Source organism: Taurinivorans muris, assembly GCF_025232395.1.
GTDB classification, from domain to species: domain Bacteria; phylum Desulfobacterota; class Desulfovibrionia; order Desulfovibrionales; family Desulfovibrionaceae; genus Taurinivorans; species Taurinivorans muris.
This window is the reverse complement of record NZ_CP065938.1, coordinates 94,013-118,636: the sequence shown is the minus strand read 5'-3', so window position 1 is coordinate 118,636 and position 24,624 is coordinate 94,013. Positions and strand designations below refer to the sequence as shown.

The following is a 24,624-nucleotide window of genomic DNA, read 5'->3' as shown; positions in this document are numbered from 1 at the left end:
CCCCTATTCATCCAAAAATCCTGTCAAAGGCGAGGAGGCATCCGCTTTGTCCCTTATTCTGCCAAGCCCTGCCAAAAACGCCGTTCTGCCCGCCTCGATACCCTGCCTGAACGCGCGTGCCATAGCCGGAACATCGCCGGCCGTCGCAATAGCCGTATTCGCCATAATGGCGGTCACGCCCATTTCCATTGCTTCGCAGGCTTGGGATGGTCTGCCGATACCGGCGTCGACAATAACGGGCAAATCGATTTCATCAACCAAAATCTGAATAAATTCCTTTGTCACCAAGCCCTTATTCGTACCAATGGGAGCGCCCAAAGGCATGATTGCTGCGGCGCCGGCATTTGCCATGTCACGGGCGGCATTTAAATCCGGATACATATACGGCAAGACCACGAAATTCTCTTTTGCCATGAGTTCTGTTGCTTTTGCCGTTTGATAGTTATCCGGCAACAAATATTTGCTTTCATGGATGACTTCGACCTTGATAAAATCGCCGCAGCCGCATTCGCGCGCCAAACGGGCTATGCGAAGAGCCTCTTCCGCATTTCTCGCCCCTGACGTATTGGGCAGAATGGTCACACCTTTCGGAATATAATCCAAAATATTCGCTATGCCGCCGATATTGGCGCGGCGCAAAGCCAAGGTGATGATTTGCGCACCGGCTTCCTGCACCGCCGCATTGATGATGTCCAAAGAAAATTTCCCCGAACCTAAAATAAAACGTGAACTGAACGTATGATTGCCTAATTTGAACGTATCCTGCATTTTCCACCTCAAAGAGATTTTTCATTTAATATCAGCCGCATGATCTGCGTCGCCTGCATTGCCGCGCAAAGCGCCACACGGGGCGCAAAAAGGCAGGAATCCGCAACATCGCTGACACCGTCGCCGCAAACATAATAACGGTCCATGGCTTTTCGCACTTTCATCAAATTTGCGCTTTTCGTATCCGCCATGCCATTGCCGCCCACTATGTACACTGCCGGCAGCCGGCATAAGACATTCTCAACAAGCATGACCTTTTCTTCCACCCTGTCAAAAGCTTCACAAACAATGGAACACTGCCCGAACAAATCTTTTATATTTTCCGGAACAACTTTTTCCTGACGGCAGCGATATGCCGCAAAAGGATTGAAGCGCATAAGCTGTTCATGCAAAGCCTGTGTCTTGGGTTTGCCGATATCCGCCAAATCATAATGCTGACGGTGGATATTGGTTTCGTCAACGCAATCGAAATCAACAAGCGTCAATGTTCCGACCCCCAAACGGGCAAGCATGACCGCCACATGCGAGCCGAGCCCCCCAAGCCCCGCAATTCCCACATGGGCGTTTGCGAACAACGCTTGTTTCTCCTTACCGTGCCTTTTTTCCTGCACGAAACAATACTGCTTCTTATCCATAAATCTTTCCGCAAAACCTTTCCGAATACGCTTCGGCTTAGCCTCCGCCCACGAACGCCACTATCTCAAGGCAATCCTCATCACCGAGCATGGTTCGGGCAAAATCAGCCCTCGGAACGATATGACCGTTTCTTTCAACAGCGACATGCGCGGCGACGTACTTTTCCCGTTCCAAATACTCTTGCAGGGAAAGAGGCTTTGCCAACCGAACGAATTTGCCATTAACCTTCATAAAAAACCTTGAATAAAATAAGTTGGGTAAAATAACTGTTGATTTCTTATGAATATTTTTTTTAATTTTGTCAACACAGGTATAATGATTATATGAATGTATTTTTTATAAAATATGAATACTATGAATATAGTATAAAATAAATATGTATTTTTTTATGCTGTTATTTATTTATAATTGATTTATTATATGATATTTTCATATAAATATTTTTTTTTATAATAAATTTTTATTTACTATTTTACAATATAAAACATATTTTATTTCAAATTTTCATTTTAAAATAATAAAAAAAGCAAGCACTGTTTTTTTATACCTGCTTCTCTTTATCATTCTTTATAATCACTTTTATTTTTAATTTTTAAAATGTTCTTTTAAGGTTTATAAAACTTTTTATACTCTCATAAAAGAATTTAACCGTGAATTTTATCCATTTTTTTATTCAATCCGTCCATTACTGCATTGACAATCAATCCCAATCTTCCCTTTTGCCCCTTAAAATTTCTTGAAACAAATAAAAGCGGAATATAAACCATTCCTAAAAAATATGCCAAGATACTTTGCTTTCTCAGCAAATAAAAACGATTTCGCATATATAAATAATCAACGTCAGCCGTCAGTTCCGGTTCTTCCGTCAAATTCAAAAGAGGAGTCAATTGCTCCGCATTGGGCGCATGATGGTATACCCTCGCTCCCGGGGCCCAATTCAATGAAAAACCGGCTTTTTTCGCCCTTAATCCATATTCGACGTCTTCATAAAACATATAAAAACGTTCTTCATACAGCCCTATGGCATTGATCAGCTCCCTTGTTATCAAACACGACGCGCCATTGACATAATCCAATTTCTGCACAACTTCCGCATGCTCGGAATGGGAATATTTATCATAACCGCAATCCAGATTTTTTGCCTTTCCCGCCCATTTCCGCCAATATCCGCCTCCGGCGCATTCTTGCAAATCGCTTTCTTTGTAAATAAGCGTTGTTCCGACCAAACCGATTTTATCGTTCTTTTCATTTTGCGCATGCTCAAGCAAAGCGGAAAGCGCGTAAGACTGCGGCTCCGTATCATGGTGCATAACCCAAAACGCCTGACATTCCATATCATAAAGCAAAAAACGCAGGGCTTCATTAAATCCGCCGCCGACACCTTTGTTTTCTTCCAAACGCAGAAATACGAGCTTTGCTCTGGACGTATCCGTCGCATACACTTCAACGGGTTCATCAAGATTTTGTTCCTTTGCGATTTGTATCCATTCATCCAAAATGACATCCGCATATTCGTTTCCGGAACCGTTGTCGCACAAAACAATGCGGTAAGGCAATTCAACCTGCTTATGCACGGCTTTTAAACAAGCGACCGTTTTTTCAATATCCTTATGGGTTAAAATAATGGCACCGATATTTTGTATATTCATTGCTGTATTCTCCAATTTTTTAAAAATATAAACAAGAACGGCAAAAAAATACAGCTTTTTAATCACCCATAAAAGACTAGCTTTTTAAATGAAAGTATGCTACTAACTTCCAAACTTATATTTTTTTATTAACATTTTAAACAGGCTTTGCCATAAGTGAAACTATGAATTGGGATTGGGATAAATTACAAGAAAAAAGAAAACAGCAAAATACTTGGGATTTTGGAAAAAAAATAAACAATACTCCGGAACCTGAAGAAGATTTCGGTTTTGATGCTGAAACGGAAAAGAAAAATTTTGAAGAATTTTTCAAAAAAAATAAGCCGAATAACAACGACAATGGAAATAACGGCGATAACGGCAACAACAACGGCAATAATCACAGCCGCAAACAGCCGAACGAGTTTTTAAAAAAAGCCCAGCTGCCCGGAATAAAATGGGTTTTCATTCTGTTTGTCCTTGTTTGGCTCGCTTCCGGCATTTTTATCGTGAAACCTGATGAAGCAGGTGTTATTTTGCGTTTCGGCGCCTATACGAGAACGGAATCCGCAGGACTTCATTACCACCTGCCCTATCCTATCGAAACCGTTATCCTTCCGAATGTTTCCCGTGTCCGCCAAGCGGAAGTAGGCTTCCGTTCCGCTCAAAACGCGGATATTTTCCAACAGGGAAGAACGCAGGCAATCGATGATGAAGGCTCAATGCTCACAGGTGACGAAAACATCGTGAACATTCAATTCAATATCCAATACAATATCAAACCTGACGGAGCGTTTGATTATCTCTTCAATGTCACCCAACCTGACGCTGTTGTAAAAAAAGCGGCTGAAGCCGCCATGCGCGAAGTTATCGGGCGGACGACCCTGGACTCAGCACTTACCGGCGGACGTGTTGAAATTCAAAACAATGTCACGGAACTTTTGCAAAGTATCTTAGACCGTTATCAAGTAGGCGTACAGGTTGTCGCCGTTCAGATGCAGGACGTGCAGCCTCCGAAAGACGTGCAGGAAGCATTTAAAGATGTCGCAAGCGCAAGGGAAGACAAACAGCGCCTCATCAATATCGCAGAAGCTTACAGGCAGGATATTTTGCCGAAAGCACAAGGTACGGCGGCTGAAATTGTCAATAAGGCGGAAGCTTACAAGCAAACCCGCATCGCCCATGCGGAAGGGGAAACAGCACGTTTTCTTGCCGTTCTTGCCGAATATGAAAAAGCGCAGGACATCACGAAAAAACGTTTGCTCTATGAAAGTTTGGAAAAAATGCTCAGCAACCCGGAAATGGAAAAAATGGTTTTGCCCAATGAAGGAACAAACCAAATCATGCCTCTCATTCCTATGGGAAGCGGCGCTCCTTCCAGCTTGGAAAAAGCTTTGCCAAATTCCCTTGAGGAAGACCTTCTTTCCGGCAACATTTCCCAAAACTCCTCGCAGCAAACTGCAAATTCCGCCCGCCCTAACGCAAGAGGTACACGTTAATGAATAACAAACTCCCCAGTTTCATAATATTGCTCGTTATTATTTTAGGTATCGGCTCACAAGCCCTTTTTATCGTGCACCAAACGGAGCAAGCCATAATTTTGCAGCTCGGCGAACCGAAAGACCGTATTTATAAAGCCGGTTTGCACTTTAAAATACCTTTTATCGACAGCGTGGTGCGCTTTGACGCACGTATTTTGGACTACGACGCAAGACCCGCCGAAGCGCTGACCAGCGATCTGAAAACCATTGTGCTTGATAACTACGCCCGCTGGCATATCATCAATCCTTTGCAGTTTTACCGTACCGTACGTACGATTCCAAACGCCCAGACACGCCTCGACGCTGTTGTTTATTCACAAATGCGCGCCCATGTCGGACGCTGCACACTCACGGAAGTTGTTTCAAGCGAACGGACCAATATTATGGATTCCGTTACAAAGCAGGCATCCACGCAAATGAGGGAATTTGGCATTGAAGTTGTTGATGCGCGGATTAAACGCACGGACTTGCCCCCTGAAAACCAAAGGGCTATCTACGACAGGATGAGAGCGGAACGTGAACGCCAAGCCCGTCAATACCGTTCCGAAGGAACGGAAGAAGCGACAAAAGTCCGCTCAAAAGCGGATAAGGAGCGTGCGCTTATTTTGGCTGAAGCAAAGAAAAAAGCACAAATCATCCAAGGTGAAGGCGATGCCGAAGCCGCAAAAATTTTTGCAAACGCCTATACAAAATCCCCGGACTTTTTTGAATTTCAGCGCAGTCTTGAAGCTATGAAGCTTTCCTTTGAAAACAATACCAAAATGATTGTTACGACAGACAATCCGCTTTTCAAACATATCAAGTAAAACTATGGAGAACCTATGGGAACTTTTAATGAAATATATAAACGTATTTTATTCGTAGCCAACTGCCAGACGCAAATAGATTTGGCGGGCATTCTGGAAATCAGCCAATCGAGCATTTCCGATGCCAAAAGAAGGCAATCCGTCCCCTCCGACTGGCTTATAAAACTCTACGACAGGTTTGGCGTAAACCCTGACTGGCTGAGAGAAAAGAAAGAACCGATGTACTTACGCGGCATTGCCACCATTGACGAAGAGAATTCCCATTTTGTTCTGGAAGACGTTTCACGCGGCTTCATGGCAAAAGTTTATGACACGTTTTGCGAAAAAACACCGGACGGCTATACTTTTAAAACCCTTGATGAAGTCGTTCTGCCGAAAAACCTGCAAAAATGCACAAGCCACGTTTTCAATCATAACGGAAACGGCATGGACCCAAGCATACCCCGCCTTGCGCTTGTCGGAATTTCCGCCAAAAAGAACGAAGAAACAATGCCTGTCATTTCCGGAGAACTTTATGCGCTTCACTTACCGCAGGAAGGCATAATTTTCAGAAGAATTTTCCAAAACATCGCCGACAACACCTACACCCTTTGCTTCGAACATCCCGAACTTCCCAAAAACATCATCAGTTTTGAAAGCCTGCAGGAAAAGCTTCTGGGCAAAGTCACATGGGTGCTGCATAAATTTTAACCCGGCAATAACTCTTATGAAACGCATATTCTGGATAATACCGTTTTGTTTTCTCATATTTTTTTCCTTTCTTTGCGCAGACGCAAAAGGAAACGGGCAAAACACCGCAGAACCGCAAAAACACAACACGGAGCATGACAAAACTTGGGACAACCTGCATGCCCGCCTTGTCCGTGACGGTTTTTCCGAAAAGGATTTGGAACAATATTTCTTGCAGCTTCAAAACGCTTTTTCCCAAAAACCTATGGGAAACAAAGTGAAAGAATTGTATCAAGCCAATTTTGCCCCCAAAAAAACAAGCAAAAAAAAGCCGGGTAAACAAAAACCTAAAACAAATGCATTAGGCGTACCCTATCCGTGGTATGACGGATATGTGACAAAGGAAAACGCCCTTAAATGCAAAAATTTTCTTGATGAAAACGAAGAATATTTTATTTTGGCGGAAAAAAAATACGCTGTTCCGAAAGAAATCATTTCCGCTTTGATTTATGTTGAAACATGGCATGGAAAATTTTTAGGAAAATTCACACCTCTTTCCATGCTTGCAAGCATGAGTATTTCAACGGAATTATCCATGCTTCCCAACTATACCAAAAATCTTTCGCTTACCGCCAAGCAAGAAAAATTCCTGCACGAAAAAATTAACGCAAGGGCAGACTGGGCGTATGAAGAACTCAAGGCGCTTCTGCGCTATTCAATTCAAAACGATATAGATGTCAGCAAGATTCCGTCTTCCATTTACGGCGCTATCGGATATGGACAGTTCATGCCGAGCAATATCAAACGTTTCGGCGTTGATGCTGACAATGACGGTAAAATAAATCTTTTCGAACCTGCCGATGCGATTTTGAGTGTTGCGAATTTTTTACATAAGCAAGGTTGGAAACAGAAAAACATAGCCTTTAAGAACCAAGTAAAAATATTGAAACGCTATAATTATTCAACCGCCTATGCCCATACGATTTTGGCTTTGGCGAAACTCAGCAGGCAGACAGCCGCTCCTCAGGCAGAAACTGTCAATATTGCCCAAAAAACACCCAAGGAGAAAAACAATGTCAGAAACTGACGTATTGAAATCCATCGGTTCACAAAACTTTATTCTCCCCTGTCCCATCGTTTTGGTCGGTTCTTATCATGACTCCCCTGGCGGCGATAAAATTCCCAATATCATGACCGCCGCATGGAGCTGCCCTTGTTCGGCTCAGCCTCCAGCCCTTGCAGTCGCCGTACGCGGAAGCAGACAGACCCATAAGGATATTCTCAAACATAAAGCGTTCACCCTCAGCATTCCGGATACGAAAATTCTTCCCGAAGTCGATTATTGCGGTATTTTTTCCGTCGCCCAAGAAAACAAATTCGAAAGGACGAAACTTACCCCTGTCACTGCCGAACATGTTGACGCACCCTATGTGCAGGAATGCCCCGTTGTGATTGAACTCACCCTGATAAAAACCTGCGATGTGGGCACGCATACCCTTTTCATCGGGGAAATCATGGACGTAAAAATCCGAGAATCCGCTCTCAATGCGGAAGGACTGCCCGATCCCGAAAAATTGGACGTTCTTGCTTATGTGCCCATGCTCCGCGAATACCGGGGACTTGGAGAATTTAAAGCAAAAGCCTTCGGCATCGGCAAAACCATTGTCGCCAGCAACGTATCAAATTAGAAAATAATCATTCAAAATGAGGAATGAACGAATACGTGATGGCGAATAATCTGTCAAGAATTTGCTCGCGTTCTTCATCAGTAACGGTTTTGCATATTTCCACAAGCATTTGCGTTCCGTAACACGGGGCTTGCGTGGACCACAAATCAGCACCTTCAATCAAATGATAACGGGCGTTTTCTTCGCCTAATTGCTTATACAAATCCTGCGGCTGAAATTCCGGCGTATTGAAATAATCTTTTTCAAGACCGACAATGCAAAATTTCAAATCCGTATCTTGTATTTGTTTCAAATCAAAAAACATGGTTAAAGCAGGTGAAACAAAAATAAACCGCTTGAACCTCGTATCAACATAGGTATACTGGGTAGGCAGAGGCGGCAGATACGGAATCAGAAAAGGCGGTTCATAAATATACGCTGACAAGTTGGGATTATTCCGTTTCGACCATTTCACCTGAAAATCCAAAACAGTATGCACTTCCTGCAAAATTTCGTTTTTGGAATCAAGGGCATTATAAAAAAACAAATTTTCCAAGTTTTGTATTTCGACAGAACGCTGCAAACCTAAAGCGAAATTTTGCACCTGCGCTTTTATCGGATACTGGCAAAAAAGATTTTTTTCCAGCCTTGTCACGTCAAATGTCCACAGCGAATTGTAATCAGACTCTATGCTTTCAAAATCATCGCAATACGTCAGCCAACGATTTGCGGAAAGTTCTCCTCCCGCGAGCAAAAGCCCTGCCGTTCCTCCGCTGCCAAAGCCCATAAAGGTAATTTTGCCGCTGTCAATGAAACGTGAAAACGTTTTATCCATCAATAACAAGTCAACAGCCAAAGAACACTGCTTGGCGCGCTGATACATCGATTTTGCGGAATAAAAAATACGCATGTTATGGACATTGTCCTCGCTGTGCATGGGCACGGCGACAATATAGCCCTGCTTTACCAACAAATCCGCCAAGGTGTGACAACTGTACCGAGTCAAGCCGGAAGCGTGCGAAATGACAAGCAAGGGATATTTTTTATAAGGGATAGGAACGGCGTCCAGCTGCGCCTGCAGCTCTTTTTTGGGCAATTTGTTGATTTCGGCATTTTTCCTGATTTTTTCGTGTTCCCGCAAAGAAGGTCCCGCGATTTCATCGTCGACAATACGGAACATAGGGGCGTTTTTGGCGACAAAAACATGGTATTCGTCCATAACATAGTCACGTTCTTCACTACGGGTCGGATACCAAACCCCAACATCAAGCCGAACATTTTCCCTTGAGTTCCAAGTGGAAATGGAGCGATATCCAACATGAATCTCTTCCCTTGCCTCACAAGGAAAAACCAAACCGAAAAGAAAAAATATCACATAAAAATAATAATGCATATCCAGTCCTCAATACGATAAGCCAACCTATCAAAAACTTAATTTTTTTTCAATCGGCAAAAGAGCGGTTTCATAAATCTTTTGCTTGACTTAATAATCAAGACAACCTATAAATATCGCTCAACCTTGCCTTTACAGAAGTAAAGGCCATAGACCGAAAGGAGAGTACTATGCGTAAAATGGAAACACTCGTGCTTTTCTCCCCGGAACTGACCGTGGAACAGCGCGAACAAGCCATTGCCACTCTTAGCGAAGTCATCGACCGTGAAGGCGGCAAACTTCTTTTAGTGGACCAATGGGGAATGAAAGATTTGGCTTACCCCGTGCGTAAGCAAATGCGCGGATTTTATGTTCGTTTTGAGTATAACGCACCTAATCAGCTTGTTGCGGAACTTGAACGTATTATCCGTATCCAAGACAATATTTTCAAATTTATTACAGTTCGCTTAAGCGATCAAGCAGAGGAGGTTGCATAATGGCTTTCCGTAAAAAATTCGCACCTCGCCGCAAATTCTGCCGTTTCTGTGCCGACAAGGATCTTCCTCTTGATTACAAACGTCCGGATATTTTGCGTGACTTCATTACTGAACGCGGTAAAATTGTTGCCCGCCGCATTACTGGCACTTGCGCAAAACACCAGCGCCAGCTTACAACAGAAATCAAACGTGCCCGTCAAATGGCGCTTCTTTTCTACACCACTGCTCACTCCAGTGATGTTAAAAAGAAAACCAACATATAGGGTAGGAGAGTAGATTATGAAACTTATTCTTCGTGCCGACATTGAAAATTTGGGTCATTTGGGCGACATTGTCGAAGTAAAACCGGGATACGGACGCAACTATCTTATCCCTCAAGATTTGGCGATGCTCGCAACTCCTGCGAACCTCCGCGCATTTGAACTTGAAAGAAAAAAACTTCAAGCCCGTATGGATGAAATCCGTGCTGCAGCCAGCGTTCTTGCTGAAAAACTTCAAGATTTCGTTCTTACCATTGAAATGCGTGTGGGTGAAAACGATAAGCTTTACGGTTCAGTCACAACTTCCATGATTGGCGAACTTTTGAACGAACAAGGCATTGAAATAGACCGTCACCACATTTTGCTTGACGGCGCTATCCGCACTCTCGGCGAACACGTTGTCCGTGCAAGACTGCATACCGACATTATTCCGACTTTCACCGTGAAAGTTGTTTCTGAAGACAAATCCCACTTGGGTGAAGAAACAGCAGCTGAATAAGCTTGCCGAAATTCTTTTGAAAGGTCCACTTTTTAAAGTGGACTTTTTTTATACCCATTTTTTTTTTTTTTTTACAACAATTCAACCATAGTTAAAATATGACACATTCTGACCCCATGGACACAAAAAAGATATTTAATATTGTTGCCGCTTTTATTTACGAACAAAACAGATTTTTAATCTGCCAACGCCCGAAAACAAAAGCACGCGCTTTGCTTTGGGAATTTGCAGGGGGAAAGGTCGAACAAGGCGAGAGCCATATCCAAGCTTTAAAGCGGGAATGTATGGAAGAACTCGCCATTGAAGTTGAACCAAGCGGTTTATTCTATCAAAATTCCCATGAATACGAAGATATCATTGTCAATCTTTTCATCTATCACACAAAAATAATCAAAGGTCCGGTGCAAAAGCTTGAACACGAAGATATTCGGTGGATCAGTTCCGAAGAAATCGACAACTACGCTTTTTGCCCGGCTGACAAGGAAGTTTTGGAAATCATCAAACAAAACTATTGATAAAACCGACTCAGGCGCCAACAAACATTGCTTGCTGCAAAGTGAAAAGTCCTGCTTTCAAAAAAAAGCAGCTATCCGCTTTTTGCAATATGTTGCTTTTCCCGCTGACACAATAAAAATCAGCTTTTTTTTTACCATTTTTCAAGGTGTATCCGTTCCGGCTTGAAATTATCGGTGCTATTTTTCTTTTCCCCTTTATAACCGACAGGCAAAACCGCAAAAGGAACAACATCTTCGGGTAAAGACAGCAGCTCTCTCAAACCGTCGACCCGTTCCGCAACCGGATATATTCCCAGCCAAACCGAACCAAGCTCCAAATCATCTTCACCTTTTATGCTTTCAACAGCTAAAAGCATGTTTTGCACACAAGCCGAACAATCCTGCACCCAAAAGCCCTTAAAAATCTCCCGTGACAGATTTGCACAAACAACAACCGCAGCATTAACCATTTTCAAACATTGAGAATAGGAATGAAATTCCGTTATTTTCCGTAACGTATTCCTGTTTCTGATCACGACAAATTCCCATGGCTGGCTGTTTCCGGAGGAAGGCGCCTGCATTCCCGCCCGAATGATTTTTTCAATAATCTCATCGGTTACAGTACGGGGTGAAAACTGCCGTATGCTTTTTCTTTTATAAATAATATCAAGCATAAAATTTTTCCTACCATATCATAAAAAATAATTTCAGCATCAATCTGCATGGATAAGGCTTTTTTTCGCCCATTTTTGGCTTGCCCAATGGCGCCAGATGAAAACAGCCCGCAAACATTCGTCGGCAGCGAAACAAATCCACATGCCGACAAGCCCGTAACCCAAATACAAACCGAAAACATAAGCGCCGAGCGTTGCGACTCCCCACATGACGATAACCCCGACCACGAACGCAAATTCAGGATTGCCGACGGCGCTTAACATCCTGCCGCCTAAAATATTCACCGCCCTGCCCACCTCAAGCACAACATCTATCCACAAAATAGTCAAACAAAGGGCGATAATATTCGCATTATCAGTAAGCAGCGGCATGACCCGCCCCCCGGCTAAAGCCAAGCAGAAAGACAATGCGACAGACACGGAAACAGCTATTTTCAAGCTGAAGCTTCCAAGCTTCAAAGCCGCATCTTTGCGTTTCCTGCCCGCCAACTGCCCTACGATAATGGCGGACGCCTGCCCTAACGACAGAGAAAATAAAAAAATAAAGGTAATGATGTTGACAAGATAGGTCCGCGCCGCCAACGCTTCCGTACCCAGTTTATTCACAAGATACACGATAACGGTTTGGGAAAGACTGTAAGAAAACATTTCCCCCGCTCCCGGCAGACCGATTTTCATAATTTTGCGTAATTTATCCATGGGAAACGGAAACATGTTCCTGAAAATGGAATCACGGACCTTCTGCCGTTTAATCGCGTAAAAAAGCAAACTGCACGCGACAACGCGGCTAAAAACAGTTGAAATGGCAGCCCCCTGCACCCCGAGTTCCGGAAAACCGAATTTCCCGAAAATCAACACATAGTTGCCAAAAATATTTAAAATATTTGCAACAACGGAAACATACATGGGATAGCGCGCCAGATTGCAGCTCCGCATAATGCCCGAATAGGTCATATTCATACAAACGAGAATGGAAAAACCGCCCGCGATTTCAAAATAAACGGTGGCATTGTCAACCAATTCCGCTCTGGTATCCAAAAAAACAATCAATTCCGGCGTAAAAAACGTAAAAAATATTCCGGTCACAATACCCACAAAAATATTATATGCGACAGCGGCGGAAATGGTTTTTACAAAACCGTGCTCATCTTTCGCCCCGATATACTGCGAACAAACAACAGTCACCCCCATCACGCCGATCATGAAAACCATATACACCAGCATAAGGACTTGGTTTGCAAGCCCGACAGCCGCAACAGCGGAATCTGAAACCCGGCTTAGCATGAAAACATCAACAAACCCCGCCAGCATGATAAGCAGCGTTTCAATAAAAATAGGAAAAGTAAGCGCGATTAATTGCCTTCTGATATCAAGGCGCTGAATTATAGATTCCATAAAAACCTCATTCAAATTCTTATGATAATGCAATATCAATATCTTTTCAAGGATTTATTATTTAATAATTACTTATGATACCAATATGTTACAGTTTGTTTATTCAAATTTTTATTTGTCTTTCAAAGATTTTTTCAAAATCACAAGAAAAATTTTTCTTGAAAAATAACTTGCAAAATATGCGATTATGTATTAAATAATCCTTTGCAATTTGCTTTGCGAGAGTGGCGGAATTGGTAAACGCACTAGACTTAGGATCTAGCGGAGCATTCCTTAAGAGTTCGAGTCTCTTCTCTCGTACCATTAAATTCTTTGACCGGTCGAAGGCTCCAAAGAGTGCCACCTCTTCCGGCACAATATATAAGGAGTCCCAGAATGTCCCACACCATTGAAAATGTTTCCCAAACAAAACGTAAAATTTCCGTAACAGTCGAAGCGAACGATGTTGACAAAACCATTGACAAAACCATTCGCGAATATGGAAAAAGCTTGAGCCTCAATGGTTTCCGCAAAGGTAAAGTTCCCGCTTCCGTCATTGAAAAACGCTTTTCTGACGAAGTTTACAATTACGCCACAGAAAACCTCATCAACACCAATATCAACACCATTCTTGAAAATGAAAAAATCCGTCCGATCAGCCGTGTGAACTTTGAAGACAAAGAAACACCGCAAAAGCTGGAACGCAGCAAGGAATTTTCTTTCACATGCTCTTTTGAAATTCTTCCTGAAATCGATTTGCCGAAAGATTTTTCCGAATACAGCGTAAAAGTCGAATCAGACGAAGTGAGCGCGGAAGAAATCGAAAACTTCACAACTCAAGTCCGCCGCAGCATGGCGACGCTTGAAGACATGAACGAAGACAGATACCCGATGGACGGCGATGTGCTTTTGGTCGACGTTGAAGGAACATACGAAGGAAATCCCGTTGCCGGCATGGGCGCTCAAAATTTCCTCATGCAGCTTTCCGACAACAAAGATACCACCAATAAGGAAATCGACAAACTCGTCCGCACAGCCAAAGCCGGTGAAGAAGTCAGCGGCACCATGGTTTGCCCCGATGATTACGCGGACGCAAGCATGCGCGGCAAAACCATCGACATAAAAATCAAACTTCATAAAATCCATAAACAAATTCTTCCTGAATTTGATGAAGAATTTGCAAAAAAAGTCGGTTTCAACAGTTTGGAAACATTGAAACAAATGATTGAAGCCCAAGTTAAGCAAACAAAATCAGCTCAAGTGAGAAATAAAGCGCAGCAAGAACTTTTAGACAGCATTACCGCAAAATACGACTATGAACTGCCTGAAAGCATGGTGCAAAAATCCCTTTCAAACTACATGATGGAAGCGAGAAACCACTTGGGTCAGCAAAATATAGACCCTGAAGAAATGCTTAAAGCACTCGCTTCCTTAAAAGAAGAAGGGCAAGACATCGCAAAACGCCAGACAAAAGCCCATGTATTCCTTCTCAGCCTCGCATTCCGTGAAAACATCGCTGTCACAGGTCAGGAAGTGGATATGTATGTCCGCCAGCTCGCCATGGAAACGCGTCAGCAATACGAACAGGTTCGCGACCATGTTCTCCAATCAGGCATGGTAACGGATATTCAGGAAAGAATTATGGCAGGTAAAGCCCTTGATTTGATTTTTGACCAAGCAAAACATGAAGAAGTAAAATAATAATTCTTTGGCAAAGTTTTTGCATATTATATTGTGATAAAGTCAAAAATTTGCCTTCAATATTAAGCATACATTTATCCGCAGGCAAAAATTTTTGTCTGCGGGTATTTGTATGAAGCCCTCAAGGAGAATACCGATGAATATTCCTATGGTCATTGAAACCACCGGTCGTACCGAACGAGCATACGACATATATTCACGCCTTTTAAAAGACCGTATCATTTTGCTTGGCACAGAAGTGAACGACACCGTCGCCTCCCTCATCTGCGCCCAGCTCCTTTTTTTAGAATCACAAGACCCTGAAAAAGAAATCAGCCTTTATATCAACACTCCCGGAGGCTCTGTCACCGCAGGCATGGCGATTTACGACACCATGAAATTCATTGCCTGCCCCGTAACGACCCTTTGCATGGGCAGAGCCGCAAGCATGGGAGCGTTTCTTTTGGCGGGCGGCGAAAAAGGCAAGCGTTTCGCCCTTCCGCACAGCCAAATCATGATACACCAGCCTTCAGCTGGCTATCAAGGTCAGGCGACGGACATTGAAATCCATGCGAAAGAAGTTCTGCGTATGAAAAAGGACCTCAACTCCATTTTGGCGGAAAACACGGGGCAAAGCATTAAAAAAGTGACTGCCGACACGGAACGCGATAATTTCTTAACAGCGGAAGAAGCCCTGAAATACGGTATTATTGACAATATTCTTACCTCCAGACACGATTTAATATAGGTTTTTTATGAGTAATAATAAAGACGGAATGCACTGCTCATTCTGCGGCAAAAGCGAATTTGACGCCAACCAATTCATAGTGCAGGACGGTGCCTGCATTTGCGACAAATGCATTGACGCCTGCAATCACATTATCGAACGTCAAAAATTCCAAAATACGGCGCAATCGATCAATTTGCTCACGCCAAAAGAAATCAAGGCAAAACTCGATGAATATGTCATCGGGCAGGACAATGCGAAAAAAATCCTTTCCGTGGCTGTTTACAATCACTACAAACGGGTTTTTTTCAAACAGGAACTCGGTGATGTAGAACTTGAAAAAAGCAACGTGCTTTTAGCCGGACCTTCCGGAAGCGGCAAAACCCTGCTCGCAAGAACTCTCGCCCGTATCCTGAATGTTCCTTTCGCCATTGCCGACGCAACAACCCTTACGGAAGCGGGCTATGTCGGTGAAGATGTTGAAAATATCCTCGTACAGCTCGTGCAAAATGCCGAATATGACTTGAATGCGGCAAGCCGCGGTATTATTTATATTGATGAAATCGATAAAATTTCCCGCAAAAGCGACAGCCCTTCAATCACCCGGGACGTTTCCGGCGAAGGCGTCCAACAAGCGCTTTTAAAAATCATCGAAGGCACCGAAGCCAATATCCCGCCAAAAGGCGGAAGAAAACACCCGCAGCAAGAATTTATCCGCCTGAACACTTCCAATATCCTGTTCATTGTCGGCGGCGCGTTCATCGGGCTTGAAAAAATGGTTGAAGCGAGAATACGCGGAAACAGCATGGGATTCGGCGCCCATATCAATAACAAGAAAGAGCAGAATTTATCCCAGCTGCTTGACCAAGTCATTCCCACGGACCTTGTGCAGTTCGGGCTTATTCCCGAATTTATCGGTCGTATTCCCGTTATCACCCACGTTGACGAACTCGGTGTTGATGATTTGGTGCGTGTTCTTACCGAACCTAAGAATGCCCTGACGAAACAATATCAGAAACTTTTTGAAATTGACGGGGTTGAACTGAATTTTGAAACAGAAGCTTTAAAAGCTGTCGCCAATAAAGCCATTGAAAGAAAAACCGGAGCTCGGGGATTAAGAAACGTCCTTGAAACCGTAATGCTTGATATTATGTATGATTTGCCAAACACGGCAAAAGGCAAACAATGCATCATCACCAAAAGCGTTATAGAAAACAACGAAGCTCCCCTCTTTTTATCCAAAGCAGAATAATGAATGCCGTATCAAAAACGGCATTTTTCCATTGAGGACGCTATGAGTTTATTTGAAAATACGCATGGTCATATTCTTCCGATGATGACGTTACGGGAAGTTGTTATTTTTCCGGGTTCCATAACCCCTCTTTTTGTGGGACGCGATATTTCCATCCGTGCCATCGAAGAGTCCATAAGTTCCTATAAGAAACATATTTTTCTTGTGACACAAAGGGAAGCCGACATTGAAAAACCAAATCCGGAAGATTTGTATCCTATCGGAGTTGTCAGCCGTATTTTACAGCTCATGCGTTTGCCCGATGGAAATATCAAAGTTCTTTTTGAAGGCTTGTACCGCGCGACATGGGATACGCTCGAGGGAAAGGAAGATATGCTTGTTTCCCATAATTACGCGGATATACCCCATGATTTTCCCGCCGCTTTCGGCAATAACAATTATCCTTGCCTTATCACCAATGAAATTCAGGACATTGACGCAACACCTGTTGAAGCGGAAGCCCTGTACCGTGCCATTCATGACGCTGTCGATGATTTTTCAAAAGTGAATAAAAAATTATCCCCTGAACATGTTGCGGCTATTTCCGCTCTTCACCATGCCGGCAAATTGTCCGACGCGATCATGCCTCACTTAAAACTCGATTTTGTCAAAAAGCAGGAAATACTGGAAACGCTTGACACCGGCGAACGCCTTTCCAAAGTTTATGAATTGCTGAACAGTGAATTGGCTGTTGCTGATTTGGAAAAGAAAATCAAAAGCCGCGTCAAAGACCAAATGGAAAAAAATCAGCGTGAATATTATCTCACAGAACAAATAAAAGCCATTCACAAAGAAATGGGCAATGAGGACCCGCAAGCGGAAGCTGACGATTTGGAACTGCGTATCCGTGAAAAAAACATGCCAGAAGAAGCAAAAGAACGGGCTTTGCGGGAATTAAAAAAATTACGCCCCATGTCCCCGTCTTCCGCCGAATATTCCGTGGCGCGCAATTATATCGACTGGGTTCTCGATTTGCCGTGGAATGAACTGAAAGATATTCACATTGATATAAAAGAAGCGAAAACCATTTTGGACAACGCCCATTTCGGTTTGGAAAAACCGAAAGAACGCATTTTGGAATATTTGGCGGTGCAAAAACTTACGGACGGATTGAAAGGACCTATCCTTTGTTTTGTCGGTCCTCCCGGGGTTGGCAAAACTTCCCTCGCAAAAAGCGTTGCGGAAGCCACCGGCAGGGATTTTGTGCGTATTTCCTTGGGCGGCGTCCGTGATGAAGCTGAAATTCGGGGGCACAGAAGAACATACGTCGGCGCAATGCCCGGAAAAATTCTTATGGCTCTACGAAAGGCAAAGTCCAATAACCCATTATTCTGCTTGGATGAAATCGATAAAATGACTGCGGATTTTCGGGGAGACCCGAGTTCAGCGCTTTTGGAGGTTCTGGACCCTGAACAAAACAATACGTTTAACGATCACTACCTTGATTTGGACTACGACCTTTCAAAAATATTTTTTATAACAACGGCAAACACCTTGGCCGATATACCGGCACCGCTGCGCGACCGTATGGAAATTATCGAACTTTCCAGTTATTTGGAAACAGAAAAAATGAGCATAGCCAAAGATTTCCTCTTGCCGAAGCAGCGCAGGATGCATGGGCTGGAAAATGAAAACCTTCATATTGACGATACAGCCATGCTTGAGATAATCCGCTCCTATACGAGAGAAGCGGGCGTTCGGAATTTGGAAAGGCAAATTGCCGCTCTTTGCCGGAAAACAGCCATAAAAATGGTTGAAAATGAAAAACGAAATCCCAATATCCAAGTAAAGAAAAAAGATTTGCGAACCTATTTGGGCATACAAAAATACCGTTATGGCGATAAGGAAACTGCCGCGCAAGTGGGTGTTGTGGCAGGGCTTGCCTATAATAATGTGGGCGGCGATATTCTTTATATTGAAACCGCAATCATGCCGGGAACCGGAAAAATTTTAACCACGGGACAACTTGGCTCGGTTATGAAAGAATCCGCGGAAGCCGCTTTCAGCTATGTCCGCTCCCGGGCAAACCTGCTTGGCTTGCGTTCCGATTTTTACAAAGATATCGATATTCATATCCACGTGCCGGAAGGAGCGACTCCGAAAGACGGGCCTTCCGCCGGCATCACCATTGCAACGTCCATAGCCTCTGCCCTGCTTGGCATTGCCGTTCAGGACAATGTCGCCATGACCGGTGAAATAACCCTGCGCGGACGCGTGCTCGCTATCGGCGGTTTACGTGAGAAACTTCTTGCGGCAAAACGCTCCAATATAAAAACAGTCATTATTCCCAAAGACAATAAAAAGGATATTGAAGAAATTCCAAAAGAAATAACAAGCAGCTTAAAAATGAAATTCGTCAGCCATGTGGACGAAGTTCTGCCCATTGCGTTCAATAAAAAAAGCGCGGAAATTTTTCAGACAAGCAATAATAACGCTGATTTGGTCCTTAGCCTCAAACCTCACGAAGAAGAGGAAGAAAACAAGGAAGAGAAATAACTGAAAGAAAAAATACATTGATTTAAATTTTTCTTTCTCCCTTATATGAAAATAAGGAGAACCAATGGATTTTACTGAACTTATTATATATGCAAAACGTCAGAAATTCCGCATACCCTGAACCGATGGCAAAACACAATTCTTTTTTTCTATAAGAATACAATAAAAACAACACGTTGTTCTAGTATAAAGCTTATTTTAAAACTTAAAAAGACGTTGAGAGAGAAAGTCTTTTTTATCCTTGTAAAATTTTCATAAAAGTATTATTCAATAATCGGGGAGAATTTTTATGAAATATTTTATCTTACTCTTTGTTATAATTTGTTTTGCAGGTTGTTCAAAATCAACAGGTGTAATGTCCATTGGAAAAGATAACTATATGATTTCAACTGACGTTAGTACGGAATTTTATGCCCCATCCGATGCAGTAAAAAAATCAATCGAAGAAGCAACATTATATTGCAATTCTCTAGACAAAGATATTTTTGTTGAGAATATTCAAAATACAAATAATGACAATAATATTTCTTCAAACTGTACACTAATATTTCAATGTGTAGATAAGAAATAAGCTTATGAAAAAAAAAATTTTTAAATTTTGTATTACAATTTTATGTTGTTTTGGAATTATAGGTATATTTAGTAGTATTGATTATGGTTATACTTACTATAATAAATATCTTATTAAGCAAAATTTACATAATCTAATTTCCCCTTCAACTTATAAAGTTACACAATTTGAACAATGGAATATAATACCAAAAGATATTATTCCAACATTTACATATCCTAATGATACTATTCCAGGTATGTTAATGTATACAACTTCCTTAAATAATATCAAATCTCAATTTTTAGTTTCAATTAATACATTATTTATTAATGGTGATCATTATACAGATTTATTTTTTTTAATGTATTACCCACAACATAAATTTGATAGTATGTTAAGTCTTTCACCTATTCTGTATTTTCAAATTGATGAAGGATTTCCAATTCTTACAAAAATTCGATATTGGAAAATGAATGATAATACATTATATATTCATTTTCGACCTAATGTGTATGATTTCATAAAAATGTGTTTATCAGGAAAAACAATAAGATTAACAATGATTGATTACAATAAAAGATTTGAAAAAAATACATTTTATGAAACTTTTTCTTTAAAAGGTTTTACAAACTCTTATAAATTCAGTATTGACCAATTAAAGAAAATTGAAGACAGTTATTCAACTAACTAAAAATAATCATAATACAGGAACTGGAACTTCATTTTTTAACCTCTTCATATTTTATAGAAAAGTCAACTCCAATTACATTTTCAAATAATCTATTCCTTGTTTCACAATAAACTATTCCACATCATATGATTGTTTAAATATTTTATTGAAAAAACTCCAGCAAAAGATTTTACAAGCTTCTTCAATCCATTATGATATGAATTGATGTGGTTTAACTGGTAGATTTTATTATTAAAAAAAAAAAAAAAATTATACTTGGCAAAAATGCCGATTTCTGATTTTTGGTATAAATAAGGTAGAAAAAACATTAAAGGCTACCTTGCCGGAAGACAAGATAGCCGTTGAAATTCTGGCTCCCCGAGACGGACTTGAACCGCCAACCTAGTGATTAACAGTCACCCGCTCTGCCTATTGAGCTATCGGGGAACAACAGAAGTTCAATTTACTAAAATCCATGCTTTTGTCAAGAAAAATTTTATCTTTTTTCAAGCTTTTTGATAAGCTCGTATCCGCATGCCTCAGGCTATGCTCAATGGTGCATTACAGGCATTTGATGTTGCTTTTTCCCTGGCAAAATAAGATTGAGAAGAACCCCGATAAGCGCGGAAAGCCCGATACCGCTCAAGTGGAAATCTCCGATATCGATGCTGATGCCGCCAATGCCAAAAATAATCACCATGGCGACAATAACAAGATTACGTGTTTCCATAAGGTTTTCACGGCTCTGCACAAGCGTATTCAAGCCCACAACCAAAATGCTGCCGAAAAGCAAAATCATAATTCCGCCCATAACCGGCATAGGCACGCAATGAAGCACAGCCCCGAGTTTGCCCACGCAAGAGAGCAAAATCGCCGCAATAGCCGCCCAAGTCATAATTGCAGGATTAACGCTCTTGGTAAGGGCGACCGCTCCGGTAACTTCCGAATATGTCGTATTCGGGGGACCGCCCAATAAGCAGGCAAACGAAGTTGCAATCCCATCACCGAACATGGTACGGCTTATGCCGGGTTTTTCCAAGAAATTTTTTCCCGTGACGGAACTAATGGCGAGAACGTCGCCAAAATGTTCAATAGCCGGTGCCAAGGCAACAGGAACAAAATAAAGGATAGGGGCGAGTTCAAAGGTCGGAAACGTGAAATCCGGAAAAGAAAACCACTTCGCATTCGCCACTGGGGACAAATCGAGTATGCCTAGCAGTGCGGAAACAATACAGCCGACAACAATCCCCACAATGATAGGAAGCAGCCGTAATATCCCTTTGCCAAGAATGGATACCAAAACCGTCGCGGTCAGCGAGGACATGGAAACAATTAAAGCCGTGCTTTGCGGAATAACCTGTTCCGTCCCGGCAATTCCCATTGCCATTTTCATTCCGGTCGGAGCCAAAATAAGACCGATAACGGCGATTACGGAGCCCGTCACAATAGGCGGAAGCAGATTAATGATGAAACCGATGCCGCGCACCTTAATCACAAAACTTAAAAACATATAAAAAAGACCTACGGCGATCATTCCCCCAAGAGTTGCCGTCAGTCCCCATGTTTGAACGCCATAGTTGATAGGAGCAATAAAAGCGAAAGAAGAAGCCAAAAATATCGGTATTTGCCCGCGTGTGACGATTTGAAATAAAAGTGTTCCGACACCGGCGGTAAACAGCGCCACATTGCTGTTCAGCCCGGTTAAAAGAGGTACCAAAACCAAAGCGCCGAAAGCGACCAAAAGCATTTGAGCCCCGATTATGGCATCTCTGAAACGAAAATTATAGACATTCCCTTCCATGTTTTCCCCATAAAAAAGATTGCCTTAAGCAATCTTCACGTGTTATTTTGTTCCAAACAATCTATCCCCTGCATCACCAAGCCCGGGAAGTATGTACCCCTGTTCATTAAGCCCGGCGTCAAGGGCTGCCGTATAAATTTCAACGTCAGGAAATTTCTCCAGAACCCTTTGCACGCCCTCCGGAGCGCAAACAAGATTCAAGCTGTAAATTTTCTTCACCTTATTGCGTTTTAATAATTCAATGGCAGCAATAAGCGAACCGCCTGTCGCAAGCATAGGGTCCAAAATAATCGCAACACGGCTTGAAATATCTTTTGCCAACTTGACATAATATTCAACCGGTTCAAGGGTTTCTTCATCACGATATAAGCCTACCACGCTGATTTTACAGCCTGGAACCATATCAAGAGCGCCTTCCATAAGCCCTAAGCCCGCACGCAAAATGGGAACTATCGTCGCCATTTTTCCTGATATGTAATCAACCTCGACAGGGCCAGCCCAGCCTTTTTCCACTTTTTTATTCAGCGGAAAATCTCTGGTTACCTCATACATGAGAAACCGTGTAATTTCTTTTGAAATTGCACGGAAAACATTGGTCGGGGTGTCCACGCTTCTGAGCAATCCCAATTTATGTTTCACAAGCGGATGTTCAACAACATGCAGTCCCATAGCATACTCCCTCTAACAATACGTTATATTTTTCCTATATAAAAAAGCCGTAAAAAAAGCGTTACACAATGTAACGCCTGCAATTAAAAATATTTACCCGTAATCCTGAAAAACAATGCGAAACAAAGCCATGCGACAAAAACCGCGACAATACCGACACACCACCCGACCAGCAAATCGGACAAATACGCGCTGCCCGTATAAATTTGCGACCAACCGATAAGAAGAGGAAACAAATAAATATAAGGGCTTATTTTTGCCATTAACAAAGCGATAACAACGGCAACCGCCATGCTGATGCTGATTACGGAAGAAGGAAAAAGCTTTTTGGAGCCGTCAATCAATTTGATATGCAGCTGCTTCAAATCCACATGGAGAGGGTTTTCAACAACTTTCCGCTCTATCACGCTGATTTCTTCTTGGTTTTTCACTTGATTTTCAAAAACTGCGGTTTCATCCAACATTTCGCCGGCTTCAAGTGTCATATCAGACTCAAAAATATGGTATCCTTCACTGCTCGGATATTGCGCTTGCAGCCATGTGCCGTCTTTTGAATCATAATACATCGTGCCTGCAATTTCCTGAAAAGGCCGCGGACGTTCAAAAGCGAAAAAATGCGAGCCTTCATGGGCGAAAAAAGCGGACAGACCGAGCATTCCCATAAAAAGCAATACGCGGTAAATCATTTCACCGTACTTTTTCTTGCAATAAACAGCGAAAATCACGGAAAAAACAAGCGTAAGCAAAAAAACGGGCAAAGAACTTTCAAATAACGGAAGCACAACATCAAAGATTGAATTTCTTAAATACATGTTAAAAAATTCAAAAATAACATCTTCTATATAACTAAACATAAAACAGCTTCAATAATCCTATTTTTCAATGATATAAGCCATGGGATCAGTATGCACACCGTTCACGATCACTTCATAGTGCAAATGAGCGCCTGTGGAACGTCCTGTGTTTCCGACCAAACCGATAAGAGAACCGCGCTTGATGGAATCGCCGCGTTTCACATTGATTTTGGACATATGCGCATAACGGGTGATAATGCCGTTGCCATGGTCGACTTCGACACTCAATCCGTAAGCACCGTCACTTTGGGCGAAAACAACCTTGCCGTCGGCAGGCGCGATGATTTTCGTACCGATTACAGCGGCGATATCAAGCCCTTTATGTAATTTCCTTGTGCCGGTGAACGGAGAGATCCTATGACCGAAACGTGACGTGATAAAACCTTGGGAAGGAATAATGGAAGGAATGGCAGCCAATTTTTGGGTGCTTTCATTCATATAAACAATCAAATCCTGCTGAATGATTTCTTCCAGCTGGGAATCTTTTTTCAAGTCGCGGATATAACTGAGAATTTTACGGGAGGCTAATTCCTGCCTGTGCAAAGGAAGCATATCAACTTTAAATTCATCGGATTCGATACCGCCGATATAACTTTCTTCCGTGGCTGTTTTTTCACCGACAAGCATTTTTAACTGGTTATCAAACTGACGAATCCTATTGATGTCTTCCCGCAAAAATTCCAATTCAGCCAAAATCCCTACGAGGCGGCTTTCTTTTTCTTCAATTTCTCTTTCTGCAAGAATCAAATCATTTTTAATATCTTTTGTCCGGATATAATGCTGAATGAAATATCCGGAAGCTCCTGCAACCATCACAAAACATGCAAACAAATAAACAAAGAGAGAAGATTTAATGGTAAAACTACGCTTTTTGCCACTTTTTTCATCAAAAACAAAAACTTGATAATTTTTAAAAAGCATAATCGCCTCTTTTTTTATTGCTATTAATTATAAAACCTTAATAAGGTTAGCTTGTTAAAAAGTTTAAGTCAAGCTCA

At 42.2% G+C, this 24,624-nt stretch carries 26 protein-coding genes and 2 tRNA genes; 16 read left to right on the top strand and 12 right to left on the bottom strand.

The genetic code is table 11. From position 1 onward, the window contains the following. Positions 1 to 3 precede the first annotated feature (3 nt). The 4 genes from JBF11_RS00555 to JBF11_RS00540 form a co-directional block, all read right to left on the bottom strand. Entirely contained in the window at positions 4 to 768 is a 765-nt protein-coding gene (locus JBF11_RS00555) for a thiazole synthase (RefSeq protein ID WP_334315446.1), read from the bottom strand. Positions 769 to 776: 8 nt separating this feature from the next. Next, entirely contained in the window at positions 777 to 1,403 is a 627-nt protein-coding gene (gene thiF / locus JBF11_RS00550; protein WP_334315445.1) for a sulfur carrier protein ThiS adenylyltransferase ThiF, read from the bottom strand. 37 nt (positions 1,404 to 1,440) lie between these two features. Beyond that, positions 1,441 to 1,635, bottom strand: a complete 195-nt coding sequence (gene thiS / locus JBF11_RS00545; protein ID WP_334315444.1) for a sulfur carrier protein ThiS — start codon at positions 1,633 to 1,635, stop codon at positions 1,441 to 1,443. Between the two features lie 413 nt (positions 1,636 to 2,048). Beyond that, entirely contained in the window at positions 2,049 to 3,053 is a 1,005-nt protein-coding gene (locus JBF11_RS00540; protein WP_334315443.1) for a glycosyltransferase family 2 protein, read from the bottom strand. Between the two features lie 164 nt (positions 3,054 to 3,217). On the opposite strand from JBF11_RS00540, the gene hflK reads away from it, so the two are divergent. Genes hflK through JBF11_RS00515 form a run of 5 tightly spaced genes read left to right on the top strand, consistent with a single transcriptional unit; the run spans position 3,218 to position 7,736 of the window. Beyond that, complete coding sequence (gene hflK, locus JBF11_RS00535) at positions 3,218 to 4,531, top strand: FtsH protease activity modulator HflK (RefSeq protein WP_334315442.1); 1,314 nt, start codon at positions 3,218 to 3,220, stop codon at positions 4,529 to 4,531. After that, positions 4,531 to 5,379 carry a protease modulator HflC gene (gene hflC / locus JBF11_RS00530; RefSeq protein ID WP_334315441.1) on the top strand — a complete coding sequence of 283 codons (849 nt, stop codon included), beginning with the start codon at positions 4,531 to 4,533 and terminating at the stop codon, positions 5,377 to 5,379. Before hflK ends, hflC begins: the two co-directional genes overlap by 1 nt. A 15-nt stretch (positions 5,380 to 5,394) precedes the next feature. Then, complete coding sequence (locus JBF11_RS00525; protein WP_334315440.1) at positions 5,395 to 6,069, top strand: helix-turn-helix domain-containing protein; 675 nt, start codon at positions 5,395 to 5,397, stop codon at positions 6,067 to 6,069. Between the two features lie 16 nt (positions 6,070 to 6,085). Beyond that, positions 6,086 to 7,135, top strand: coding sequence for a lytic murein transglycosylase (locus JBF11_RS00520; RefSeq protein WP_334315439.1), 1,050 nt, complete (start codon positions 6,086 to 6,088; stop codon positions 7,133 to 7,135). Further along, positions 7,122 to 7,736, top strand: a complete 615-nt coding sequence (locus tag JBF11_RS00515) for a flavin reductase family protein (RefSeq protein WP_334315438.1) — start codon at positions 7,122 to 7,124, stop codon at positions 7,734 to 7,736. Before JBF11_RS00520 ends, JBF11_RS00515 begins: the two co-directional genes overlap by 14 nt. Positions 7,737 to 7,743: 7 nt before the next feature. Here JBF11_RS00515 and JBF11_RS00510 read toward each other — a convergent pair whose 3' ends face one another. After that, positions 7,744 to 9,108, bottom strand: a complete 1,365-nt coding sequence (locus tag JBF11_RS00510) for an alpha/beta hydrolase family protein (RefSeq protein ID WP_334315437.1) — start codon at positions 9,106 to 9,108, stop codon at positions 7,744 to 7,746. Positions 9,109 to 9,278: 170 nt separating this feature from the next. Between JBF11_RS00510 and rpsF the strand changes: the two genes are divergently transcribed. From rpsF to JBF11_RS00490, 4 genes are all read left to right on the top strand, one after another. Continuing rightward, complete coding sequence (gene rpsF / locus JBF11_RS00505; RefSeq protein ID WP_334315436.1) at positions 9,279 to 9,584, top strand: 30S ribosomal protein S6; 306 nt, start codon at positions 9,279 to 9,281, stop codon at positions 9,582 to 9,584. Next, on the top strand, positions 9,584 to 9,847 hold the full coding sequence (rpsR, locus tag JBF11_RS00500) for a 30S ribosomal protein S18 (protein WP_334315435.1): 264 nt from the start codon (positions 9,584 to 9,586) through the stop codon (positions 9,845 to 9,847). Before rpsF ends, rpsR begins: the two co-directional genes overlap by 1 nt. Before the next feature lie 16 nt (positions 9,848 to 9,863). Further along, a complete protein-coding gene (gene rplI / locus JBF11_RS00495) occupies positions 9,864 to 10,343 on the top strand; it encodes a 50S ribosomal protein L9 (RefSeq protein WP_334315434.1) in 480 nt (159 codons plus the stop codon). Between the two features lie 98 nt (positions 10,344 to 10,441). Then, positions 10,442 to 10,858: a (deoxy)nucleoside triphosphate pyrophosphohydrolase gene (locus JBF11_RS00490; protein ID WP_334315433.1), complete on the top strand. Its 417-nt coding sequence runs from the start codon at positions 10,442 to 10,444 to the stop codon at positions 10,856 to 10,858. Positions 10,859 to 10,989: 131 nt separating this feature from the next. On the opposite strand, the gene JBF11_RS00485 is transcribed toward JBF11_RS00490, so the two are convergent. Beyond that, positions 10,990 to 11,511, bottom strand: coding sequence for a nitroreductase family protein (locus tag JBF11_RS00485; RefSeq protein ID WP_334315432.1), 522 nt, complete (start codon positions 11,509 to 11,511; stop codon positions 10,990 to 10,992). Between the two features lie 39 nt (positions 11,512 to 11,550). Next, positions 11,551 to 12,906, bottom strand: a complete 1,356-nt coding sequence (locus tag JBF11_RS00480) for an MATE family efflux transporter (RefSeq protein WP_334315431.1) — start codon at positions 12,904 to 12,906, stop codon at positions 11,551 to 11,553. Positions 12,907 to 13,124: 218 nt separating this feature from the next. On the opposite strand from JBF11_RS00480, the gene JBF11_RS00475 reads away from it, so the two are divergent. From JBF11_RS00475 to JBF11_RS00445, 7 genes are all read left to right on the top strand, one after another. Continuing rightward, a tRNA-Leu gene (locus JBF11_RS00475) sits at positions 13,125 to 13,209 on the top strand. 72 nt (positions 13,210 to 13,281) lie between these two features. Next, entirely contained in the window at positions 13,282 to 14,586 is a 1,305-nt protein-coding gene (tig, locus tag JBF11_RS00470) for a trigger factor (protein WP_334315430.1), read from the top strand. Positions 14,587 to 14,722: 136 nt separating this feature from the next. Continuing rightward, positions 14,723 to 15,313: an ATP-dependent Clp endopeptidase proteolytic subunit ClpP gene (gene clpP / locus JBF11_RS00465; protein ID WP_334315429.1), complete on the top strand. Its 591-nt coding sequence runs from the start codon at positions 14,723 to 14,725 to the stop codon at positions 15,311 to 15,313. A gap of 7 nt (positions 15,314 to 15,320) precedes the next feature. Further along, entirely contained in the window at positions 15,321 to 16,544 is a 1,224-nt protein-coding gene (gene clpX, locus JBF11_RS00460) for an ATP-dependent Clp protease ATP-binding subunit ClpX (protein WP_334315428.1), read from the top strand. A gap of 42 nt (positions 16,545 to 16,586) precedes the next feature. Continuing rightward, a complete protein-coding gene (lon, locus tag JBF11_RS00455) occupies positions 16,587 to 19,079 on the top strand; it encodes an endopeptidase La (protein ID WP_334315427.1) in 2,493 nt (830 codons plus the stop codon). A gap of 289 nt (positions 19,080 to 19,368) precedes the next feature. Beyond that, positions 19,369 to 19,650: a hypothetical protein gene (locus JBF11_RS00450; protein WP_334315426.1), complete on the top strand. Its 282-nt coding sequence runs from the start codon at positions 19,369 to 19,371 to the stop codon at positions 19,648 to 19,650. Between the two features lie 4 nt (positions 19,651 to 19,654). Beyond that, complete coding sequence (locus JBF11_RS00445; protein ID WP_334315425.1) at positions 19,655 to 20,323, top strand: hypothetical protein; 669 nt, start codon at positions 19,655 to 19,657, stop codon at positions 20,321 to 20,323. Between the two features lie 350 nt (positions 20,324 to 20,673). Here the strand turns inward: JBF11_RS00445 and JBF11_RS00440 are convergent. The 5 genes from JBF11_RS00440 to JBF11_RS00420 form a co-directional block, all read right to left on the bottom strand. Continuing rightward, a tRNA-Asn gene (locus tag JBF11_RS00440) sits at positions 20,674 to 20,749 on the bottom strand. Positions 20,750 to 20,852: 103 nt separating this feature from the next. Then, positions 20,853 to 22,103, bottom strand: coding sequence for a uracil-xanthine permease family protein (locus JBF11_RS00435; RefSeq protein WP_334315424.1), 1,251 nt, complete (start codon positions 22,101 to 22,103; stop codon positions 20,853 to 20,855). 42 nt (positions 22,104 to 22,145) lie between these two features. After that, the gene (gene upp / locus JBF11_RS00430) at positions 22,146 to 22,772 is read right to left on the bottom strand and encodes a uracil phosphoribosyltransferase (RefSeq protein ID WP_334315423.1); all 627 of its coding nucleotides are present in this window, start codon (positions 22,770 to 22,772) and stop codon (positions 22,146 to 22,148) included. 83 nt (positions 22,773 to 22,855) lie between these two features. Beyond that, entirely contained in the window at positions 22,856 to 23,626 is a 771-nt protein-coding gene (locus JBF11_RS00425) for a phosphatase PAP2 family protein (protein ID WP_334315422.1), read from the bottom strand. Positions 23,627 to 23,644: 18 nt separating this feature from the next. Then, entirely contained in the window at positions 23,645 to 24,547 is a 903-nt protein-coding gene (locus JBF11_RS00420; protein WP_334315421.1) for a M23 family metallopeptidase, read from the bottom strand. Between the last annotated feature and the right edge of the window lie 77 nt (positions 24,548 to 24,624).

Excerpts from the sequence above, each read along its gene's own strand:
- JBF11_RS00435 (WP_334315424.1), bottom strand. The coding sequence starts at position 22,103 with ATGGAAGGGAATGTCTATAATTTTCGTTTCAGAGATGCCATAATCGGG.
- JBF11_RS00510 (WP_334315437.1), bottom strand. The coding sequence starts at position 9,108 with ATGCATTATTATTTTTATGTGATATTTTTTCTTTTCGGTTTGGTTTTT.
- JBF11_RS00425 (WP_334315422.1), bottom strand. The coding sequence starts at position 23,626 with ATGTTTAGTTATATAGAAGATGTTATTTTTGAATTTTTTAACATGTAT.
- JBF11_RS00490 (WP_334315433.1), top strand. The coding sequence starts at position 10,442 with ATGACACATTCTGACCCCATGGACACAAAAAAGATATTTAATATTGTT.
- rpsF (WP_334315436.1), top strand. The coding sequence starts at position 9,279 with ATGCGTAAAATGGAAACACTCGTGCTTTTCTCCCCGGAACTGACCGTG.
- clpX (WP_334315428.1), top strand. The coding sequence starts at position 15,321 with ATGAGTAATAATAAAGACGGAATGCACTGCTCATTCTGCGGCAAAAGC.
- thiF (WP_334315445.1), bottom strand. The coding sequence starts at position 1,403 with ATGGATAAGAAGCAGTATTGTTTCGTGCAGGAAAAAAGGCACGGTAAG.
- rplI (WP_334315434.1), top strand. The coding sequence starts at position 9,864 with ATGAAACTTATTCTTCGTGCCGACATTGAAAATTTGGGTCATTTGGGC.
- JBF11_RS00480 (WP_334315431.1), bottom strand. The coding sequence starts at position 12,906 with ATGGAATCTATAATTCAGCGCCTTGATATCAGAAGGCAATTAATCGCG.
- thiS (WP_334315444.1), bottom strand. The coding sequence starts at position 1,635 with ATGAAGGTTAATGGCAAATTCGTTCGGTTGGCAAAGCCTCTTTCCCTG.
- JBF11_RS00420 (WP_334315421.1), bottom strand. The coding sequence starts at position 24,547 with ATGCTTTTTAAAAATTATCAAGTTTTTGTTTTTGATGAAAAAAGTGGC.
- JBF11_RS00525 (WP_334315440.1), top strand. The coding sequence starts at position 5,395 with ATGGGAACTTTTAATGAAATATATAAACGTATTTTATTCGTAGCCAAC.
- JBF11_RS00555 (WP_334315446.1), bottom strand. The coding sequence starts at position 768 with ATGCAGGATACGTTCAAATTAGGCAATCATACGTTCAGTTCACGTTTT.
- hflK (WP_334315442.1), top strand. The coding sequence starts at position 3,218 with ATGAATTGGGATTGGGATAAATTACAAGAAAAAAGAAAACAGCAAAAT.
- hflC (WP_334315441.1), top strand. The coding sequence starts at position 4,531 with ATGAATAACAAACTCCCCAGTTTCATAATATTGCTCGTTATTATTTTA.
- clpP (WP_334315429.1), top strand. The coding sequence starts at position 14,723 with ATGAATATTCCTATGGTCATTGAAACCACCGGTCGTACCGAACGAGCA.
- JBF11_RS00450 (WP_334315426.1), top strand. The coding sequence starts at position 19,369 with ATGAAATATTTTATCTTACTCTTTGTTATAATTTGTTTTGCAGGTTGT.
- JBF11_RS00445 (WP_334315425.1), top strand. The coding sequence starts at position 19,655 with ATGAAAAAAAAAATTTTTAAATTTTGTATTACAATTTTATGTTGTTTT.
- JBF11_RS00485 (WP_334315432.1), bottom strand. The coding sequence starts at position 11,511 with ATGCTTGATATTATTTATAAAAGAAAAAGCATACGGCAGTTTTCACCC.
- upp (WP_334315423.1), bottom strand. The coding sequence starts at position 22,772 with ATGGGACTGCATGTTGTTGAACATCCGCTTGTGAAACATAAATTGGGA.
- JBF11_RS00520 (WP_334315439.1), top strand. The coding sequence starts at position 6,086 with ATGAAACGCATATTCTGGATAATACCGTTTTGTTTTCTCATATTTTTT.
- tig (WP_334315430.1), top strand. The coding sequence starts at position 13,282 with ATGTCCCACACCATTGAAAATGTTTCCCAAACAAAACGTAAAATTTCC.
- rpsR (WP_334315435.1), top strand. The coding sequence starts at position 9,584 with ATGGCTTTCCGTAAAAAATTCGCACCTCGCCGCAAATTCTGCCGTTTC.
- lon (WP_334315427.1), top strand. The coding sequence starts at position 16,587 with ATGAGTTTATTTGAAAATACGCATGGTCATATTCTTCCGATGATGACG.
- JBF11_RS00540 (WP_334315443.1), bottom strand. The coding sequence starts at position 3,053 with ATGAATATACAAAATATCGGTGCCATTATTTTAACCCATAAGGATATT.
- JBF11_RS00515 (WP_334315438.1), top strand. The coding sequence starts at position 7,122 with ATGTCAGAAACTGACGTATTGAAATCCATCGGTTCACAAAACTTTATT.